This window comes from Streptomyces sp. bgisy027 (genome assembly GCF_057710365.1).
The window spans coordinates 40,721-59,601 of sequence record NZ_JBYIVZ010000049.1 but is presented as its reverse complement, the minus strand read 5'-3'; the positions used below and the strand labels follow the sequence as shown (position 1 = coordinate 59,601).

Annotated in this window: 8 protein-coding genes and 1 pseudogene; 6 read left to right on the top strand and 3 right to left on the bottom strand. The window is 72.6% G+C overall.

Annotated elements, in window-relative coordinates; genetic code table 11:
• Nucleotides 1-105: 105 nt before the first annotated feature.
• The 3 genes from AC3ETA_RS36965 to AC3ETA_RS36955 all read right to left on the bottom strand — a co-directional run bounded on the left by AC3ETA_RS36965 (nt 106) and on the right by AC3ETA_RS36955 (nt 7,162).
• Nucleotides 106-3,663, bottom strand: coding sequence for a laminin G domain-containing protein (locus tag AC3ETA_RS36965; RefSeq protein WP_432197264.1), 3,558 nt, complete (start codon nt 3,661-3,663; stop codon nt 106-108).
• A 435-nt stretch (nt 3,664-4,098) separates the two neighbouring features.
• Nucleotides 4,099-5,346, bottom strand: a complete 1,248-nt coding sequence (locus AC3ETA_RS36960) for a serine/threonine-protein kinase (RefSeq protein WP_432197263.1) — start codon at nt 5,344-5,346, stop codon at nt 4,099-4,101.
• Between the two features lie 118 nt (nt 5,347-5,464).
• Nucleotides 5,465-7,162: a serine/threonine-protein kinase gene (locus tag AC3ETA_RS36955; RefSeq protein ID WP_432197262.1), complete on the bottom strand. Its 1,698-nt coding sequence runs from the start codon at nt 7,160-7,162 to the stop codon at nt 5,465-5,467.
• 369 nt (nt 7,163-7,531) lie between these two features.
• Between AC3ETA_RS36955 and AC3ETA_RS36950 the strand changes: the two genes are divergently transcribed.
• The 6 genes and pseudogenes from AC3ETA_RS36950 to AC3ETA_RS36925 all read left to right on the top strand — a co-directional run bounded on the left by AC3ETA_RS36950 (nt 7,532) and on the right by AC3ETA_RS36925 (nt 18,881).
• On the top strand, nt 7,532-11,263 hold the full coding sequence (locus AC3ETA_RS36950) for an FHA domain-containing protein (RefSeq protein ID WP_432197261.1): 3,732 nt from the start codon (nt 7,532-7,534) through the stop codon (nt 11,261-11,263).
• A 276-nt stretch (nt 11,264-11,539) separates the two neighbouring features.
• Nucleotides 11,540-12,919 (top strand): ABC transporter substrate-binding protein, encoded by a 1,380-nt coding sequence (locus AC3ETA_RS36945; RefSeq protein ID WP_432197260.1) that lies wholly within the window; start codon nt 11,540-11,542, stop codon nt 12,917-12,919.
• A gap of 67 nt (nt 12,920-12,986) precedes the next feature.
• Nucleotides 12,987-14,270, top strand: a complete 1,284-nt coding sequence (locus AC3ETA_RS36940; RefSeq protein WP_432197273.1) for a carbohydrate ABC transporter permease — start codon at nt 12,987-12,989, stop codon at nt 14,268-14,270.
• A complete protein-coding gene (locus AC3ETA_RS36935; protein ID WP_432197259.1) occupies nt 14,267-15,124 on the top strand; it encodes a carbohydrate ABC transporter permease in 858 nt (285 codons plus the stop codon). The genes AC3ETA_RS36940 and AC3ETA_RS36935 overlap by 4 nt, the downstream gene beginning before the upstream one ends.
• Nucleotides 15,125-15,615: 491 nt before the next feature.
• Nucleotides 15,616-16,500 (top strand): annotated as a pseudogene (locus AC3ETA_RS36930) (CDP-glycerol glycerophosphotransferase family protein); the annotation flags it as partial.
• 179 nt (nt 16,501-16,679) lie between these two features.
• Complete coding sequence (locus AC3ETA_RS36925) at nt 16,680-18,881, top strand: bifunctional glycosyltransferase/CDP-glycerol:glycerophosphate glycerophosphotransferase (RefSeq protein ID WP_432197258.1); 2,202 nt, start codon at nt 16,680-16,682, stop codon at nt 18,879-18,881.

The following is an 18,881-nucleotide window of genomic DNA, read 5'->3' as shown; positions in this document are numbered from 1 at the left end:
GTGAAATGAAGATCCGCAAGTCGTCCGCAGACAGCCGCCACGTCTGCTGCGCCCCGTCGGCTGAGGACGGCCCATATCGCGGGCCGTCCTCACCGATTCCGCCCGTCAGTCGCCCACGCGTTCGTCGATCTGCTCGCTGCTGGCCATGGCCCCGGCCCACAGGCGTACCTCCGCGACCCGGCCCGGCAGGTAGTGCCGCCATGCGCCGCTGGTGAAGCCCTTGCCGATGGCGAAGTCCCCGCTACCCAACTGGACGGTGAACGCCTTCGCGTCGCCGTTCTGCCCATAGCCCAGATAGAGGCTGATCGTGCCGTACAGCGAGTCGTAGGTTCCGGTCAGCCGCACCAGGCTGTCCAGAGCCGCCACTTCATCGGAGACCACGGATGAGAAGGTCCCGTCGGCGTTCAGACGACCGAAGTGCCAAATGCCGACCGGCACCGTCGTCTCCTCCAGTGTCTCCTCGTCCAAGACGGTGTCCTTGCCGGTCAGCTCGTACCAGAAGCCCCAGGCCGATCCGTCTGCCGTGCGCTGCCCCAGGACCTGGCCGGTGTATCCGATGTCCTTGCTCAGCAACTTCGCGGAGTCCAGCTCGACGAGCGTGGACACGGTGAAGGAGGCGTGGTCGTACACAAGCGGGCCCGCGACCGTGGCCGCGTCGTCCACTCCGTCCAAGACGATGGCCTCGTTGCTGATGGCGGCACCGCCGGTCAGGGTCAAGGTCCTGCCGTAACCGGACGTGGTGTCCGCGATGGTCGTTCCACTGCCACGGTCCGCGCTCCAGTCGGCCACCAACTCGACACCGGCGTACTTCTCCGAAGCCAGCAGTCGTGCCTCGTCAGCGATCTCCCGGTGGGTCAGGGCCCGCTGCCAGACAGCGACCTCGTCGATCGAGCCGGAGAAGTACGCGCCGGGGCCGGAGCTGAACTGGTGTCGGCCGAAGTCCAGCGCAGTGCTCGACGGGTACGAACCCTCCACGGTCTGCCCCTGGTACTGCCGTCGGCCATCCACATAGAGCATGAGCCGGCCAGTCTCCGGGTCGTACGTACCGGCCAAGTGCGTCCATACGCCGACCTGCGCCGGATAGTAGGCGTACTGGCCGTAGTACGAGTTGCTCTCACCCGGCTTGCGGATGCCGATGAACCAGGTCTTCTTGCTCACGGCGTACTCCAGGAGGAACGGGCTGCTGACGTCGTCCTTCGTCGACAGCACTGCCGCGTCGCGATCGTCGCGCTCCAACCGGACCCATGCCGACACAGTGAACGCCGACCGAGTTTCCAGCACCGGCCCACTGGTCTCCGCGTAGCCAGTGCTGCCGTTCAGCGACAACCCCTTGTCCGTGATCGCCTCCGTCAGAGGCTGCCCCTCGGCGTCATGCGTGATCAGCCCGCGCCGCCCCCGGTCGTCGCGCACAGCGCCACCGCCCAGAAACGCGTCGTCGTTGCCCTCGGCTGCGGCGGCATCGAGAGCGGGGCCACTGGACTCGTCGAAGTGCCAGCGGCCCACCGGGCCCTGGCCTGTCTCGACCAGAAAGTCCACCACGTTCTGCGCGCCCCAGCGGCCCACACTGTCCTTCGCCCGTACGTACAGGGAGTGCGTGCCGGACCGTTCCGGCGTGATGTCCTTCGACACCGTCGATCCGTTGGTCTGCGGCGACCAGGCCTCCTCCGAGGACAGCTTGTACTGGTAGGCGACGTTCGAGTCGCCAGTTGCCGGGCCGAAGGTGAAGGTGCCTTTCTGGCCGGGTCCGCCTCCTGCCGCGCATGCCGTGGCGGTGCACTCGGTGTAGGGGCTGCCGACGGTGACCTTCGGTGCCTTCGGCGCGGTCGGATCGACCTTGAAGTAACACCATCCGGTGGTGGAAGCGTTGGACAGGCCCGACAGATGGCTCTTGCCGTCGTTGTAGTAGGAGCGGACCCAGGCCCGGTACCGGTACAGGGTTCCCTCGGCCAGGGTCGACCAGGACATGGTCAGCTTGGCGTTGTCGCCCGCATAGCCGGTGGAGGGCCGCAGGTCGCCGTTGCCGGCCGTCGTGTCCGCCCAGGTGCCGTCGCTCTTCTTGTTGTCGACGTCGAAGTACACCCGCAGCTGCGCATCCTTCTCACCACCCGGCTTGGTCTGCGCTGTGGCCGTCAGCGCCGGGGTCGGGTCCGACACGATCGCCGGGTCGCTCGCGGAGTCCTCGCACACCGCGCCCGACCCGGTGACCAGCCCGATCCCGGACGGCTTGTCCGGCAGCCCGACGAAGTCCACCGCCAGCACCGCGTCATTCTTGAACCGCTTCCAGGCGCTGGTGTCCGACTCGTTGTGCGCCTTGATCATCAGCGTGAGGCGCGAGAACTTGCCTGCCGCGAAGTCTCGCACCGTCGGGGTGAGGTTCTCGTTCGACTCCTCGGGGTTGTCCTTGAACTCGATCGGCGCGTCCGGGGAATCCGGGTCACACTCCGACCCCCGTCCCGCCGACACAGAACGGTCCCCCATCAGATCCAAGTGCTTGGGCCGCGACGACCAAGTGGTGGACGAGGAGATGTTGTTGGTCCGCACCAGATCGACCCAGCGCGGATCGCACTGGAACGCCCATGGCTCCGTCACCCGGAAGGTCGCGGCCAGGATCCTCTTGCCCTTCAGGCTGGCCGGGGAGAACTCGAAGTACAAGCGCTGCACATAGCCCGGACCGCAGTAATAGCCGTTCCACGTACCGCACTTGCCAGCGCCCTTGCCATCGCCATCCGATCCGTTGCCCCAGCCGTACGACTCATAGCCGTCACTGCGCAGCAGGGTCCGCTCCGACTCGTCCCAGCCCCATGACGGGTCGATGTACAGGGGAAACGCCGACGCCTCCGTCTCGGTGAGCATCTCCGCATCCGGGACCACCGTCAGTGCCTCGTCCGCGACCTTCACGTCCATCGTGGTGACGGTGTCACCCACGCCGGGCTCTGCGTCCTCCGCGGCGGAGGCGGCCATCTCCGAGCTGTCGGCGCTCCCGGCACCGAGCGGGGCGGTTGCCAGGGACATGGACCGGGCACCGGAGGCCGCGCCGGCGGAGTCCCACATCTGCGCGGGCGGAGCCCGGAAGACACGGTTGCCGTCGTCGTCGACCGCGGTCAGATTGCCCGCCTTGCCCTTGAGGATGTCCAGGCCGACGGTCTTCAGGGAGTAGTCGATCTGCTTGAGTTCCTCCGAAGCCGCGGCCTCGGGTGTCTTGACCACCAGCACATGGCGGAAGCCCTCCACCGACGCGGTGACCTTCAGATCGACGCCCGACAAGACCTCCGGGTACAACGCGCTGGTCCCGTCCAGCTCGGGCTGGGGGAGCTTGCCCGGCCAGTCCAGTTGCACAGACCGTCCACGCTCGGAGATCTTCACGAGCGGCCCGGCGTCCCCGCCCCCGGAGAACTCCATCTCCATCGCCGCCGCCTTCGGTGCCACCCTCCCGTCACCGCGGACCTCCAGGGCGGCATCCGGTGTACGCCAGCCTCCGCCGGAGGTGGGAACCCGCACCGGGACCGCGGACTCCTCCAGCGTGAAGGTGAACCCGTCCGGATTGGCGTACACCGTCGTACGCTCCGTCCGCTCACCGGTGACCTCGACCCGCTTGCCCATCTCCCGGGCTTCGGCCAGTGCCCTCTGCCCCTCCGACAGCGCAGGCCGTGCCTGGTCAGCCACCGCCGGCGATGCGGGCGTCAACCCCAGCGTGAACACAACAGCCAGCAGCAGCGGCCTGGTCGTCCCGGGTAATCTCCGCACCCGTCTTCTGTCCACACCGCCGGCGCGGCGCCCCCGTCCCTCACCCACAGCCCCACCCCAGGTACTGAATCAAGACATGACATTTGCCTGGTGCAACCTTTGCCCATTGCATACGACGGTGAACATCGTGTGATGCAAATGTGACTCTTGAGGTCTCAAAAGGACCCGCCCTCATCCAGCCCAGCCCTGCGGACTTCGCGCTCGGGGCTGAGCACGGCTCGGACGACCCGTGGGACGGCTACCGAGCATGCGGGCCATGCCCAGCCAGGAAGCGCGGACAGCGGCACGGGGCGGTGTCTGCCGGCTTGGGCGAGAGGATCAGTCAGTGATCACACTCGCGGACGCTCGCGCCCCTCAGGGCTGATGCGCCGGAGCCGTGTTGTTCGTGTCCTGCGGGGTGGCCCCGGCGTCGTCCTCCGACGTCGCCAGCCAGGCCCCCACGCCCGCAGCGGCCGCCAGCACCACCGCCGCCGCTCCCAGGGCCACCCGGCGTCGCCGGGCCGCCGCCCGGTGGCGGGCCGAGCCCGGACGCGGGGCGCCCGCGGGCCTGGGCACCCGGGCCGTGCCGCGCGCGCCGCCGGCCAGCTCGTCGGGTGCCGGGACCCTCATCGACGTATGCGTGTCCCGGTTGGAGCCGGCGGGCTTCGCGCCCGGCACGAGCGGCACCGCGCCGCGCCGCCGGACCCGCTCGCCCTGCGGGGCGGCCTCCTCGGCGGCCGGGGCCTCGGCCTCGGCCGGTTGTTCCGCGTCGGGCTCGTCCACGTCCAGCGGCGGCATCCCGGCGACCAGTGGCAGCAGCTCCCGCAGCCGGGTGCCGAGCTCCGAGGCCCGCAGGCGTGAGGCCGGGGCCTTCGCCAGGCACTGCACGATCAGCTGCCACAGCTCGTCGGGGATGCCGGGGAGCGGCGCCACCGTCTCCGTGACGTGGCGCCGCAGCACCGCCCCGGGATGGCCGCCGCCGAACGGCGTGAAGCCCGCCAGCAGCTCGTACAGGACGGTGGCGAGGGCGTAGATGTCGACGGCGGCGCGGGGCGGGAGGCCCTCGACGATCTCCGGCGCCAGGTAGTCCGGGGTGCCGATGATCTTCGTCGCTCGGGTGCGGCGGGGCGAGTCGATGAGTTTCGCCACACCGAAGTCGGTCAGGAGGGCGGGGTGGGAGCCGCCCGGACCGAGCGGGCCCTGCATGTCCAGCAGGACGTTCTCCGGCTTGACGTCGCGGTGCACGACCCCGGCCGCGTGCGCCGCCGCCAGTCCGTCCGCGATGTCCGCGACGATCGCCGCCGCGGCCTCGGGCGCCAGCCGGCGGTCCCGGTCGAGCCTGGTGCGCAGGTCGGTGCCGCGGACCAGGTCCATGACGAGCGCGAGGTCGTTGCCGTCGACGACGAGGTCGCGCACGGAGACCACGTTCGGGTGCTCGAGGCCGAGCAGTGCCGTGCGCTCCTGGACGAAGCGTCCGACGAGTTCCTGGTCGGACGCGAGATCCTCGCGCAGCAGCTTGATGGCGACGGGCCCCTCGGGCCCCTCGCCCAGCCACACCGTGCCGGCGCTGCCCCGCCCCAGGATCTGGTTGGCGGTGTACCGGCTGCCGATCTTCCGTGCCAAGACTGCTCCTACTGCCGCGTGTTGTCGCTAAAACTACGCGCCCGAAGAGCCAACCTTCACTGCAGAGGCGGAAATCACCCGCCAGATGTCGACAAATATCCAAACCGGCCGACGCCGGTCAGTTGGTGCCCGAACCGCTGCCCAGGTCGCCGATCCAGCCGGTCACGGTGCTGAACCAGTCGGAGAGCTGGTCCCAGTAGCTCTTGCCGGTGCCGATCCACTCCTGCAACGGGCTCAGCTCCCAGACCAGCCAGCCCGCGACGAACAGGATGACGATCGTGAACAGACAGCCCTTGAGGCAGCCGAGGCCGGGGATCCGCATCGGGTTGGCGGTGCGCTGGCGCGGCTGACGCGGCTCGCGCTGCGGACGCTGCGGCTCCGGCGCGGGCGGCGGTGCGTACCGCTGGGGCTGCTGCTGCGGCTGGCGCTGTGGCGGGCGCTGTGGGGCGTACTGCTGCGGCTGGTGCTGCTGCGGATGGCCGTAACCGCCCTGCTGTCCGCGCTGCGGCGGGCGCTGCTGGGGCTGCTGGGGCTGCTGCGGGCGGGCCACCTGGCGCTGCGGGCGGCGGCGCAGCGGGTCCTGGTTGGGATCGAGGTACTGGACCTGCGTCTGTTCGTTGCGGTCCCGGGCGGCGCGCAGCTGGTTCTGCCAGGGGTGCGGGTCCTCGGGGCCGGGTGCGCCGGGTGCGCCGGGCGAGCCCTGCGGCATCGGCGGCATGACGGCCGTCGGGTCCGCGGCACCGGGGCCGCCGGTGTGCGGGAGCACGGCGGTGGGGTCGGCGGCGCCGGCCGGGCCGGGGGCGCCGGTGTGCGGCATGACGTTGGTCGCGGCGTTCGGGTCGAACGAGCCGGCGCCGTGCGGCAGCACCTGCGTGGGGTCGGCCGAGCCGGGCACGGGGGCCGGGGCCGGGTCCGGGGCGAGCAGCGCGGCGACGCCCTCGGCGGCGGCGATCTGCGCGGAGTTCGCGTGCACGCCGATGCCCTGGGCTACGACGCGCAGGCCGCGGGCGAGGTTCTCGGCACTGGGCCGTTCGTCGGGGTTCTTGCGCAGGCAGCGTTCTATGACGGTCCACAGCGGGTCGGGGACCGTGGACGGGCGGCGCGGCTCGGCGCTCAGGTGCTGGTGCAGCACCTCCAGGGCGGAGCCGCCGCCGAACGGCGGACGTCCGGTGACCAGCTCGTACATGAGGATGCCGGCGCCGTAGATGTCGACGGCGGAGGTCTGCGGGCGGCCCTCGGCGGACTCGGGCGCGACGTACGCGGGCGTGCCGACGAACTCGTGGGTGCGGGTCAGGCCCGGGGAGTCGGCGAGGCGGGCGATGCCGAAGTCGGTCAGCAACGGGTGCATCTGGCCGCCGTCCTGCCGGAGCAGGACGTTGGCGGGCTTCAGGTCGCGGTGGACGACGCCGTCGGCGTGGCTCGCGGCCAGCGCGTCGGCGATCTGGGCCGTGAGCAGGGACGCGGCGACCGGGGTGAAGGGGCCGTTCTCGCGCAGGTAGCGGTGCAGGTCGGGACCCTCGACGAGGTCCATGACCAGCGCCAGCAGCTCGCCCTCGACGACCAGGTCGCGCACTCGGACGATGTTGGGATGCGTCAGCCTGAGCAGGACGGACCGCTCGCGCAGGAACCGCATGACGATGTCCGCGTCACTGGCGAGCTCCTCCTTGAGCACCTTGATCGCGACCGTCTCGCCGGGCTGCCCCGGCACGGCCGCCTCGGCACCCGCGGTCTCCCGCTGGCGGGCTCGCCAGACGGTCCCCGTGGCGCCACGACCGAGCGGCTCCTCGAGGAAGTACTTGCTGCCTACCGGCCGCACGTCGCGCTCCCTGCTGCTTGTCTACGTTCCGACCCACTGTAGTGCCGTACCCGGGGGCACCGGCCTGTCCTCTTTCTGTGCGTCTTACGTACGCCTTCCCGTACATGTTCGAAGGAAAGACGCTCGGCTCTGTCCCGTGGTTGCCGCAAGCGGACGTGACCGATCTCAAGCGATCGCCCGCAGGTCAACTGTCAGGCACTTTTGCGGGCAGAGCCGACCAATCAAGATCACTTGCCTTCGGTCGGGGGGCGCGTTGTCAGTGGCAGGTGCGAGGATGCCTGGAGTACTGGCCGATGTGCTCGTGTGGGGTGGGGAGATCCATCAGACGGGCCCTGGTCCGCGCCCGCGCAGAAGGGACCGCTGACGCCGATGCAGATCCGGCTGACCGTCGTAGACCCACTGGCACCGCCTTCCCCGGCGCGTGGTCGGGCCGCGAGCTGCGACGTACTGGTCACGGCACCGGCCGGCACGGCCCTGGCCGCGGTGGCGTCGGCGCTCGCCTCGTCGGTGGCCGGCGACGCGGGCACCTCCCGAGGTGCGGGCACTTCCCGAGGTGCGGGCACTTCCCGAGGTGCGGGCACTTCCCGAGGTGCGGGCACTTCCCGAGGTGCGGGCACTTCCCGAGGTGCGGGCGCCTCCCGGTCGAGCGGGTTCGAGGGCGCGAAGGAGACCGAGCGCGGCGGCGGCCCGGTCGTGCTGTACGCGGGCGCGGAGCGGCTCGACGACCGGCGCAGCACGCTCGGCGAGCCCCCGCTGACGGACGGCGCGGTGCTGTCCCTGGGCGCCCCGGCGGCCCCCGAACCCCACCCCGAGCTGGACGACGCCCCGACCCGGCTCCATGTGGTGGCGGGCCCGGACGCGGGCGGCGTCCATCTGCTGCACGGCGGCGAGATCCGCATCGGCCGCTCCGCCGACGCCGACGTCCCGCTGGACGACCCGGACGTCTCCCGGCTGCACTGCGCGGTCACGGTCGCCACCGACGGCCGGGTCTCGGTCGCCGACCTCGGCTCGACGAACGGCACCACGCTGGACGGCGCCCGTCTGACCACCCGCCCGGTGCGGTTCGCGCCGGGTGCCCTGCTGCGGATCGGCGAGTCGGCCCTGCGGCTGACCCCGGCCGGCGGTCCGGGCGCGCGGGTGCGGACGGAACCGGACGGCGAGGGGCATGTGCGTGTCCCCGGCGGGGGCGACGGTGATTCCGGCGCCCGCCCGCCGGTGCCCGCGCACCCGGCTGTGCGCCACACACGCGCGGCGGACGGCGCGGTGCGCCACACACGCGTGGCGGACGGCGACGACCATGCCGCCCCCTCGGCCGACCGGTCGGCCGCTCAGGAGCACGATCCCGTCGAACCGCCGATCGTCCCGGTCCAGGGCGGCGCCCCGCGGATCGAACGGCACGGCGGAGCCGGCGGGACGCTCCCCGGGCCGCGCGGCGGCGACACCCACGGCGCGGGCTTCGGTCCGGGCGCGTTCGGCGGCGGCCCCGGCCCTTCCTCCCCCGCGGCTTCCACAGCCGCCGGGGGGGCGCTCCCCGAGAACACTGCGGGCGGCTCCCCCGCGACGTCCACCGCCGCCGGGGCGGCGCTCCCCCAGAACACGGCGGGCGGCACCCGCAAGGGCACCCCGCTGCGCGGCACCGACGTGCCGCCGGGCGTGCGCAGGCGGGGCGGGCTCTCGGCGTGGGCGCGGCGGCTGGCCGGCGGACGCGCCGAGCAGGGGGCGGAGCCGGACGGGACGTACGACGATGACGAGCCGGTGGCGGAGGCCGGGCGGCCCGCGGCTGCCGACGGCCCCCGGCAGCCGGAGACCTGGCCGGACCCGGCGTCGCTGCTGCTGACGGCCCTGGGCCCGGGCCCCCGGCTGTGGGAGCGCTCGCCCGGTCACGCCGAGGCGCTCACGGTGCGGCTCGGCACGGCCGACCGGACGGCGCCCGACGGCTCGGGGCTGCTGCCCGCCGTGCCGGTGACCGCCGATCTGCGGGAGGTCGGGGCGCTGGGCCTGGCCGGTCCGCGCGAGCGGCTCGCCGGGCTGGCCCGCGCGGTGCTCGCCCAGCTCGCCGCACTGCACTCCCCCGACGCCCTGGAAGTCGTCCTGCTCAGCGTGGACCGCGCCCGCCCCCTGCAGGAGCGCACCGCCGAGTGGGCGTGGCTCGGCTGGCTGCCGCACGTCCGCCCCGCGCACGGCCAGGACTGCCGCCTGCTGCTGGCCTACGACCGCGAACAGGCGACGGCCCGTGCGGAGGAGCTGCTGCGGCGGCTGGAGGACATGACGGCGGAGACGGCGACGCGGGGCGGGGGCGCCGCAGGGGCGGCCGTGCCGGACGGCCGGATCCCTGGTCAGCGTGGGGACCGGCGGCCCTCGTGGGCGCGGGACGACGAACCGGCCGACGTGACGGGCGGGTTCACGGGGCCGTACACCGTGGTCGTCGTGGACGGCGATCCCGGGGGCTCCGACGTGCGCGAGGCGGTGGCGCGGCTGGCGCAGGAGGGGCCGCGCGCCGGGATACACGTCCTGTGCCTCGCGGAGACGGCCTCGGCCTCGCCCGCCTCGCCGGTGACGGAGACCTACGAGGCCGCGTGCACGGTGTCGCCGACGTTCCGGGAGTGCGGTGCGGTCGCGCTGCTCAGCGGTGATGTGGCGACGGCGCTGCGGCTGATGCGGGTGGCGCACGGCGGGGCCGGTGAGCAGAGCGCCGCGGGCCGCGAGCAGGTGGAGGACAGCGCCGCCCAGCAGCACAGCCCTTCCGGAAGGGCTCAGCGGCACACCTCGTCCGGAGCCGGCCGGCAGCCCGCTTCCCCCGGTGCCGCCCGCGGCCCGGTCGGGCACGGCACCGTCGCCGCGGTGGACGCCGTCTCGCTCGCCTGGGCGGAACGCTTCGCGCGGGCACTGGCGCCGTTGCGCACGGAGGGCGGCCTCGGGGAGCGGCACGCGCGCGTGTCCGTGCCGTTGCCCCAGGCGGCGCGACTGCTCGACGAGCTGGGACTGGCGCGGGCCACACCCGCGTCGCTGATGGCGCGGTGGGCCGACGCGGCCGACGACCCCCAGGCCCTCGGCGGGCGCGCGTGCGCCGTACTCGGGGCCGGACCGCGCGGCCCGGTCGGCGCGGACCTCGGTGCGGACGGGCCGCATCTGCTGATCGAGGGACCGCCCGGCAGCGGGCGTACGGAACTGCTGCGGGCCGTCGTCGCGTCGCTCGCGGCGGCCGAGCGCCCGGACCGGCTGGGCGTCGTACTGATCGACGGCCGGGACGGCGTCGGCTCGGGCGGCAGTCACGGCGACGGGCTGCGGGCGTGCACCGACATACCGCATGTCACCACCCACCTGACCGCCAACGACCCGGTCCGGATGCGGGAGTTCGCGCAGTCGCTGAGCGCCGAGCTGAAGCGGCGGGCCGAGCTGCTCGGGCGGTCGGACTTCGCCGAGTGGCACACGGGACGAGCCCTGTCGGGCCGTATGGTCACGCAGCGCGCGGCGGCGGCCGGTGCCGGGTCCGGCACCGGCGACCTCACCGGGGACCTGGACAGCCCGCCCAGCTCCACGATGCGGCTGCGGCCGGGAGCGGGGCGCCGACAGGCCGCGGCGGTGCCGCCGCTGCCCCGGCTCGTGGTGGTCGTGGACGACCTGGACGCCCTGGTCTCACCCGCGTTGGGCTCACCGGGCAGGCCGGCGGCCGGCTCGGTGATACGCGCGCTGGAGGCCGTGGCCCGCGAGGGCGAGCGGCTCGGTGTGCACCTGGTGGCCGCCACGGCGGCCGGCGGCCGTACGGCCGAGTCGGAGACGGCCCGTCGGGCGACCCTGCGGGTGACGCTGGACGCGGTGGCCGCGGGGCCGGACGAACCGGCGCCGGGGCGCGGCCGGTTGGCCTGGGCGGACGGACGGGTGTTGCCGTTCCAGGGCGGCCGGGTCACCGGACGCATTCCGCGCACGGCGACGCTGCGGCCGACGGTCGTGCCGTTGGAGTGGCACCGGATGGGCGATCCGCCGGCCCGGCGTCAGGTGCGGGAGCTGGGGAACGGCCCTACGGATCTGGCGTTGCTGGCCAGTGCGGTGGAGCGGGCGGCGCGGGAGGTCTCGGCGACCGAGGTGCCCTCACTCCTGTGACGCCGGTGGGCACTTTCAGCCGGTCCGGCGATCGAGGACGCGGCCGTTCAGGCCGATGGTCCCGGGGTCAGGAGGTGCAGCCCCCGGGGGACGCGGGCCGCCCTGTCGCCGCCCGTCCTCCGCTCAGCCGTCGGAGACACACGGCCTGGTCACGAGGCGGTCACGATCGCCCACTTGACAGCGGACGCGGTCTTGCCGCCCCCCACGGCAGGGCGTAGACCGGATCGCACGGGACAGCGCTCGAACGTTCGACGAGGCACGAAGAACGGGGCAGTGATGCGCAGCACGAGCAGCAAAATCCGGACACGCAGGGCCGCCAGGACCGCGGCAGCCGTCTTCGCGGGCGCCCTCGCACTCTCCCTCACCGCGTGCGGTGGGGACGACAAGGACAGCGGCAACGAACAGGGCGGCTCCGGCGGGGAGTCCGCGAGCACCGTCACCCTTCCCCAGCTGGACGGCGAAACCCTTGAGGTCGCCGCCGTGTGGACCGGTGCCGAGCAGGCGAACTTCAAGAAGGTCCTCGCGGAGTTCGAGAAGCGCACCGGCGCCAAGGTCACCTTCGTGCCCGCGCAGGACCCGATCATCAACTTCCTCGGCTCGAAGGTCGCGGGCGGTCAGCCGCCGGACGTCGCGATGCTGCCGCAGCCCGGCGCCATCAAGCAGGCCGTGGACAAGAAGTGGGCCAAGCCGCTGGGCGCCGACGCGGTCAAGGAGTTGCAGCAGAACTACTCGCCGGGCTGGCAGGAGATCGGCAAGGTCGACAACAAGCAGTACGGCGTCTACTACAAGGCCGCCAACAAGTCCCTGGTCTGGTACAACGCCAAGGTCCTCGAGAACGCGGGGGCCGCCGAGCCCAAGACATGGGACGAGTTGCTCACCACCGCGCAGACCGTCTACGACTCCGGTGTCACGCCTTTCTCGGTGGGCGGCGCGGACGGCTGGACCCTCACGGACTGGTTCGAGAACGTCTATCTCTCCCAGGCCGGTCCCGAGAAGTACGACCAGCTGGCCAAGCACGAGATCAAGTGGACCGACGCGTCCGTGAAGGACGCGCTCACCACGCTCGCCCAGGTGTGGGGCAAGAAGGACTATGTGGCGGGCGGCGCCGACGGCGCGCTCCAGACGGACTTCCCGGCCTCCGTCACGCAGGTCTTCACCGGTGGCGACCAGCCGAAGGCCGCCATGGTCTACGAGGGCGACTTCGCGCAGGTCAACATCGTCCAGGCCAAGGCCGCGGTGGGCTCGGACGCGAAGGTGTTCCCGTTCCCGACGGTCGGTGACACCGCGCCGGTCGTCTCCGGCGGCGACGCGGCCGTCATCCTCCAGGACTCCGAGGCGGCGCAGGCGCTGGCGACCTTCCTCGCCTCCCCGGACGCGGCGACGATCCAGGCGAAGCTCGGCGGCTACCTCTCGCCGAACAAGAACGTGGAGAACTCCGCGTACCCGAACGAGGTGCAGCGGACGATCGCCAAGGCCCTGATCGATTCGGGCGACGACTTCCGTTTCGACATGTCCGACCAGGCCCCGCAGGCCTTCGGCGGCACCCCGGGCAAGGGTGAGTGGAAGGCCCTCCAGGACTTCCTGAAGAACCCGTCCGACATCGCGGGCACCCAGCGGAAGCTGGAGGCCGACGCGGCCGCGGCGTACGGAAACTGACGCCGTGGCTTCCGCGGAAGCGGCAGGGGGCACCGCGCCCCCCGCCGCACCCAAGTCACGCAAGAGCGTGACCGGCACCCGCAGGACCGTGGCGGTGCTCTTCCTGCTGCCCGCCCTGGTGCTGCTCGGCGCGCTCGTGATGTACCCGATCGGGTACTCGGTGATCCGCAGCTTCTACGACCAGTCCGGCGACGGCTTCGCCGGATTCGACAACTACCGGGCCCTGTTCACGGACGACGGCATCCGCACCGCCCTGAAGAACAACATCGTCTGGGTGGTGTTCGCCCCGACCGTCGCGACCGCGCTGGGTCTGATCTTCGCGGTGCTCACCGAACGGGTGCGCTGGGGCACGGCGTTCAAGCTGGTCGTCTTCATGCCGATGGCGATCTCGATGCTGGCCGCCGGCATCATCTTCCGGCTGGTCTACGACCAGGACCCGGACAAGGGCGTCGCGAACGCGGTGTGGGTGGGCGTCCACGACACCTTCGCGCAGGCGTCGGCGTTCCCGAAGGCCCACCCGGGCCGTGAGTCGCCCCTCGAAGCGGCGCCGGGCGGTGGTTTCGTCACCAAGGCCACCGTCAGTGCCGGCACGCCGGTCACCCTCCCCCTGGTCGGCGTCGCCCCCGACGTGATGCCGGACGGCGCGGCCAAGGCCGTGGAGGCCGAGGCGGAGCCGGGGAAGGTCACCGGCACCACCTGGCAGGACTTCACCCGCGGCAAGGGCGTCGGCACCCTCGGCGGGGTCGACGCGGCCGAGCTGGGCTATGCCGGGATGAAGATCGAGGCCGTCAAGGACGGCAAGGTCGTGGCCTCCACGAAGGCGGCCGACGACGGCACGTTCACGCTGCCGGCCGCGGCCGACGGGGCGCTGCTGAGGCTCCCGGCGGACAACTTCAAGGAGCCGTACAACGGTTTGGACTGGCTCGGCCCGTCGCTGGTCACCCCGTCCATCATCGGGTCGTACATCTGGATGTGGGCCGGTTTCGCGATGGTGCTGATCGCGGCCGGGCTCGCGGGCATCCCGCGCGATCTGCTGGAGGCGGCCCGGGTCGACGGGGCCGGTGAGTGGCAGGTGTTCCGCAAGATCACGGTGCCGCTGCTGGCGCCGGTCCTCGCGGTGGTCGCCGTCACGCTGATGATCAACGTCCTGAAGATCTTCGACCTGGTCTTCATCATCGCCCCGGGCTCCTCCCAGGACGACGCGAACGTGCTCGCGCTGGAGCTGTACCGCAAGGGCTTCTCCGAGGACCAGCCGGGCATCGCGAGCGCGATCTCGGTGTTCCTGCTGCTGCTCGTGATCCCGGTGATGTGGTTCAACATCCGCAGGTTGCGACGGGAGGTGCGGCGATGAGCAAGGAGTCCCTCGGCGCCCGGCTGGCCTCCTTCGTCAGCGGCGGTCTTGTGCGGGTGTTCCTGATCGTCGTGGGCCTGTTCTGGCTGGTCCCTACGATCGGGCTGCTGCTGTCGTCGCTGCGCCCGCCGGAGGAGATGACCGCGAGCGGCTGGTGGGAGGTGTTCAGCAAGCCCTCCCAACTCACCTTCGAGAGCTACGACAAGCTGCTGGGCAACAGCGACATCACCGACTCGATCCTCAACACCGTGCTGATCACGGTCCCGGCGACGGTCCTCGTCGTCATGATCGGCGCGCTCGCGGGATACGCGTTCGCGTGGATGCAGTTCCCGGGCCGCGACTGGTGGTTCCTGGGCGTGGTGGGCCTGTTGGTGGTGCCGGTGCAGGTGGCGCTGATCCCGATCGCCGAACTCTTCGGCAACATCGGCATCTTCGGCTCCCTGATCGGCGTGATCCTCTTCCACGTCGGCTTCGGGCTGCCGTTCGCGGTGTTCCTGCTGCGGAACTTCTTCGCGGAGATCCCCAGGGAGCTGCTGGAGGCGGCGCGGCTGGACGGCGCCGGTGAACTGCGCCTGTTCTTCCGTGTCGTGATGCCGCTGGGCGGCCCGGCGATCGCCGCGCTCGGCATCTTCCAGTTCCTGTGGGTGTGGAACGACATGCTGGTCGCGCTGATCTTCACGGACGCCGACAGCCAGCCGATCACGGTCGCGTTGCAGACCCAGGTACGCCAGTTCGGCAACAACATCGATGTCCTGGCACCCGGCGCGTTCATCTCCATGGTGATCCCGCTGGTCGTGTTCTTCGCGTTCCAGCGGCAGTTCGTGTCCGGCGTGATGGCGGGCGCGGTCAAGTAGCCACGGGGGCCGGACGTTCACGTCGTGACCTGCGTGAAGGGGCGGGCCGGAAAGGCCCGCCCCTGTCGTTCACCCTCGGTCCCCCGGATGCCGCAGGACCCGTAACCAAGTCACTCCACCGGCCGTTCCCGGGCCGAACGCCCGCGCCGATCGATGGATGCCCCTTGCCCAGGTTCAGTGTCATTGTCCCCGTGTACAAGGTGCAGGCGTACCTGCACGCGTGCCTGTTGCTGCGGCGGATCGTGGACCACCCGGTCGTGGTGTTCGCCCGCCGTGACCGCCCGCCGCGCCGCAGCCCGGCCGCGTTCCTGCGCCGGGCCCGCACCTGCTACCACCGCTACCACGTCCCCGGCGCGGCCCTCCCGGCACGCGCCCGCGTCCACCGCACGCTCGTCCGCCTGGGGGCGCACCGCACTTGTCACGCCCTGCAGCTGTCGGCGGCCCTGCTGCGCCGTACCGCCAAGCTCACCGGCCGGCTGCGCAAGCGCCTGCGCACCGGCGCCCTGCGTCTGCACCACCGTGTCCGGCGTCTGCTGCCGGTGCGCGCCGACCGTGCCGTCTTCGCCGCGCACGGCGTCGGGGAGAACGGCTGCCACCCGGGCGGTCTGGAACAGGCGTTCCGCGACCACGCCCCGCGCATCCGCACGGCCTGGGTCGCCGACGCCGGACAGCGGGGCCCCATCCCGTCCGGCACCCGCGCGGTCCGCCCCGGCACGGCCGCCCGCCGGACGGCCCTCGCCCGCTCCAAGTACCTCGTGCCCAACGCCGGCTTCGACCGCGGCCCGGTCAAGCGCCGCGGCCAGGTCCTGGTGCTGACCCAGCGCGGCACCCCGCTCAAGCACATGGGACCGGACCTGCGCGAACGCCCCGCGGCGGCCGACGGGACGAACCTCGACGAGCTCCTCGACGACGTCGACGACCGGGACCACGGCCTCTCGGGCAACCGCCACTCCGCCCTGGTCCGGGAGCGGGTCCGCCGGGGGACGGGCCTGAACCGGCCGATCGTGATCCACGCCGACGACCGGAAGGCGTACGAGGCGGCCCGCGGCACCTACTTCGGCCTGCGGTCCTTCCCTCCGGGTGCGATCTCGTGCGGCGAGGACGAGCTGATCGACATCTTCGCCACCGGCCACTGGCGCGGCTCACGCTCCGCCGAGCCGAGGTCGGTGTTCCGCGAGCGCTTCCGCCCCCACGACGACGGACGTGCCGCCGAGCGGGCCGTCCGCCATGCGGTGCTGGGCGAGCCGGACGGGCCGGCGGTCGTACCGCTCGGCAGGCGCCACCCCGTGCCGTCGCCGGCCGCGTCCCTCACGCACACCCCGCCGGCGGCCGTGCCGCAACCCGCGGAACCCGTGACCGTCACCGAGAGCCGCTGAACGGCGTTCTCACAGAAGGGAGTTCGCATGCCCTCCAGCCCGTCACGGCCCACACCGAGCAGGCCGCCCACCTGGCGTCCCGCGGGGCGGCCCGGCCGTCTCGGCGCCGGCTGAGGCCGGCCTCCGGCCTCCCCGCGCGGCAGGCCGCCGGCACATCGCACACCGACAGGAAGAGCAGTATGCCCCGCTTCAGCATCATCGTTCCGTCCCACGGGGTCGCGGGCCGGCTGCCCCAGGCGCTGGACTCGGTCCTGGGCCAGTCCTTCGGCGACTTCGAGCTGATCCCGGTCACGGACGGCCCCGACGCGCCGGCACAGGGCGTCGCCGCCGGGTACGCCGAGCGGGACTGCCGGGTGGCGCCCGTGCACTCGCCGCCCGCGGTCGGGCTGGCCGGGGCGCGCGATGCCGGGCTGCGGGCCGCGACGGGTGACTGGCTGCTGTTCCTGGACGGCGACGACACGCTGGTGCCGGGCGCGCTGGGGGCGCTGGACGCCCGGCTGAGCGAGACCGGTGACGTGGACGTCCTGTACTTCGAGCACGAGCGCACCCCGTGGTGGACGGGCGAGCCGACCAACCCGGCCGCGCTCGTGCTGGCGCGCACGCCGGACGGCGTGTTCCCGCCCGAGCGGGCCCCGCACCTCACCGGCGTGGAGCTGCCCGCGTGGAGTGCGGCCTACCGGCGTGCCTTCCTCACCGAACGGCAGCTGACCTTCCCCGAGGGCCGCTTCACCGACATCGGCTTCGGCGGCCTGGTCGCGCTGACCGCCGAGCGCGTGGCGGTGCTGCGGCAGGTCGTCGTACGGCATCTGCTGCGCCGGCAGGGCAACCGGCTGGGTCTGCCGGGCGGGCATCACTTCGAGCTGCTCGCGCAGGCCGAGCTGGTGCTCGCCCGGGCCGCCGAACTGGAGCTGTCCGCGGAGCGGTTCGGGCCGCTGTTCGAGCAGCTCTTCGCGGCCGTGCTGCAGACGGCCGCCCATCCGCGCAGGCTGCCGTGTCGGCGCAGGGCGTTCTTCCAGCGGGCGAGCGGGCTGTACCGGCGCTACCGGCCCGCCGGGTACCGGACGCCGGGCGGCAGTCTCGGGGTGCAGCACCGGCTGCTGGCGAGCCGGGCGTATCTGGCGTTCCGGGCGCTGCGCGGCGCGAACCGGGCGCTGGCGCGGGCGGTTTCGGCGGTGCCGCGGCCGCGCGGGCTGCGCACCCGGCTGCGGTACCGGCACCGGCTGCGGACCCGGCTGGATACGAACCTCGCGGTGTACTGCGCGTACTGGGGCCGCGGCTATGTCTGCAACCCGGCGGCGATCCACGCCAAGGCGCGCGAACTCGCCCCCCACATCCGCTCGGTGTTCCTGGTCGAGGCCGACCGGGCGCACACCGTGCCCGAGGACGTGGAGTACGCGGTGATCGGCAGCCGTGAGTACTGGGACGTGCTGGCCCGCGCCAAGTACCTGATCAACAACGCCGACTTCGCGGACGCCGTGGTCAAGCGCAGGGGCAGTGTCCATCTGTCGACCCAGCACGGCACCCCGCTGAAGAAGACGGGCGTCGACCGGGCGACGTACCCGGTGGTGGCCGCGGCGACCGGCAGCTTCGCCGGGCTGCCGGCCCGCGTGGACCGCTGGGACTTCACCCTGAGCTCCAACCGGCACTCCACGGAGATGTGGGAGCGGGCCTTCCCCGCCGCGCACGAGACCCTGGAGTACGGCTGTCCGCGCAACGACGTCTACTGCACGGCGACCGCCGACGACGTCGCGCGGGTGCGCCGCGCACTGGGCGTCCCCGAGGACAAGAAGGCGCTGCTGTACGCGCCCACGCACCGCGACCACGCCACCGGCTTCGAACCGGCCCTGGATCTTCGGGCGCTGTGCGAGGAGATCGGCGACGAGTACGTGGTGCTGCTGCGCGCCCACCACTTCTACGACCAGGGTGCCGCGCGCGGCACCGGCCGGATCATCGACGTCACCGGGCACCCTTCCGCAGAGGACGTGTGCCTGGCGGCCGACGCGCTGATCACCGACTACTCGTCGATCATGTTCGACTACGCCAACCTGGACCGTCCGATCGTCGTGTACGCCGACGACTGGGACGTCTACCGGGAGCTGCGGGGCGTCTGCTTCGACCTGATGGAGGCGCCGCCGGGCCGGGTGGCGCGGACGCCGGGCGAGCTCGCGGCCGTGCTGCGGGACGGCTCGTACGCGGACGAGGAGGCGGGCGCCCTGCGTGCCGCGTTCCGCGAACGCTTCTGCCAGTTCGACGACGGGCACGCCGCCGAGCGTGTCGTACGCCGGGTGCTGCTCGGTGAGCCGCCCGAGGCACTGCCGCCGGTGGTCCCGCTCGCCGAGCGCGTCCCCGCCCCCGCCGCGACGACCCTTGTGAGGAGCTGA

Bases quoted from the DNA above. Each gene is read 5' to 3' on its own strand.
- AC3ETA_RS36945 (WP_432197260.1), top strand. From the start codon at position 11,540: ATGCGCAGCACGAGCAGCAAAATCCGGACACGCAGGGCCGCCAGGACC.
- AC3ETA_RS36925 (WP_432197258.1), top strand. From the start codon at position 16,680: ATGCCCCGCTTCAGCATCATCGTTCCGTCCCACGGGGTCGCGGGCCGG.
- AC3ETA_RS36950 (WP_432197261.1), top strand. From the start codon at position 7,532: ATGCAGATCCGGCTGACCGTCGTAGACCCACTGGCACCGCCTTCCCCG.
- AC3ETA_RS36935 (WP_432197259.1), top strand. From the start codon at position 14,267: ATGAGCAAGGAGTCCCTCGGCGCCCGGCTGGCCTCCTTCGTCAGCGGC.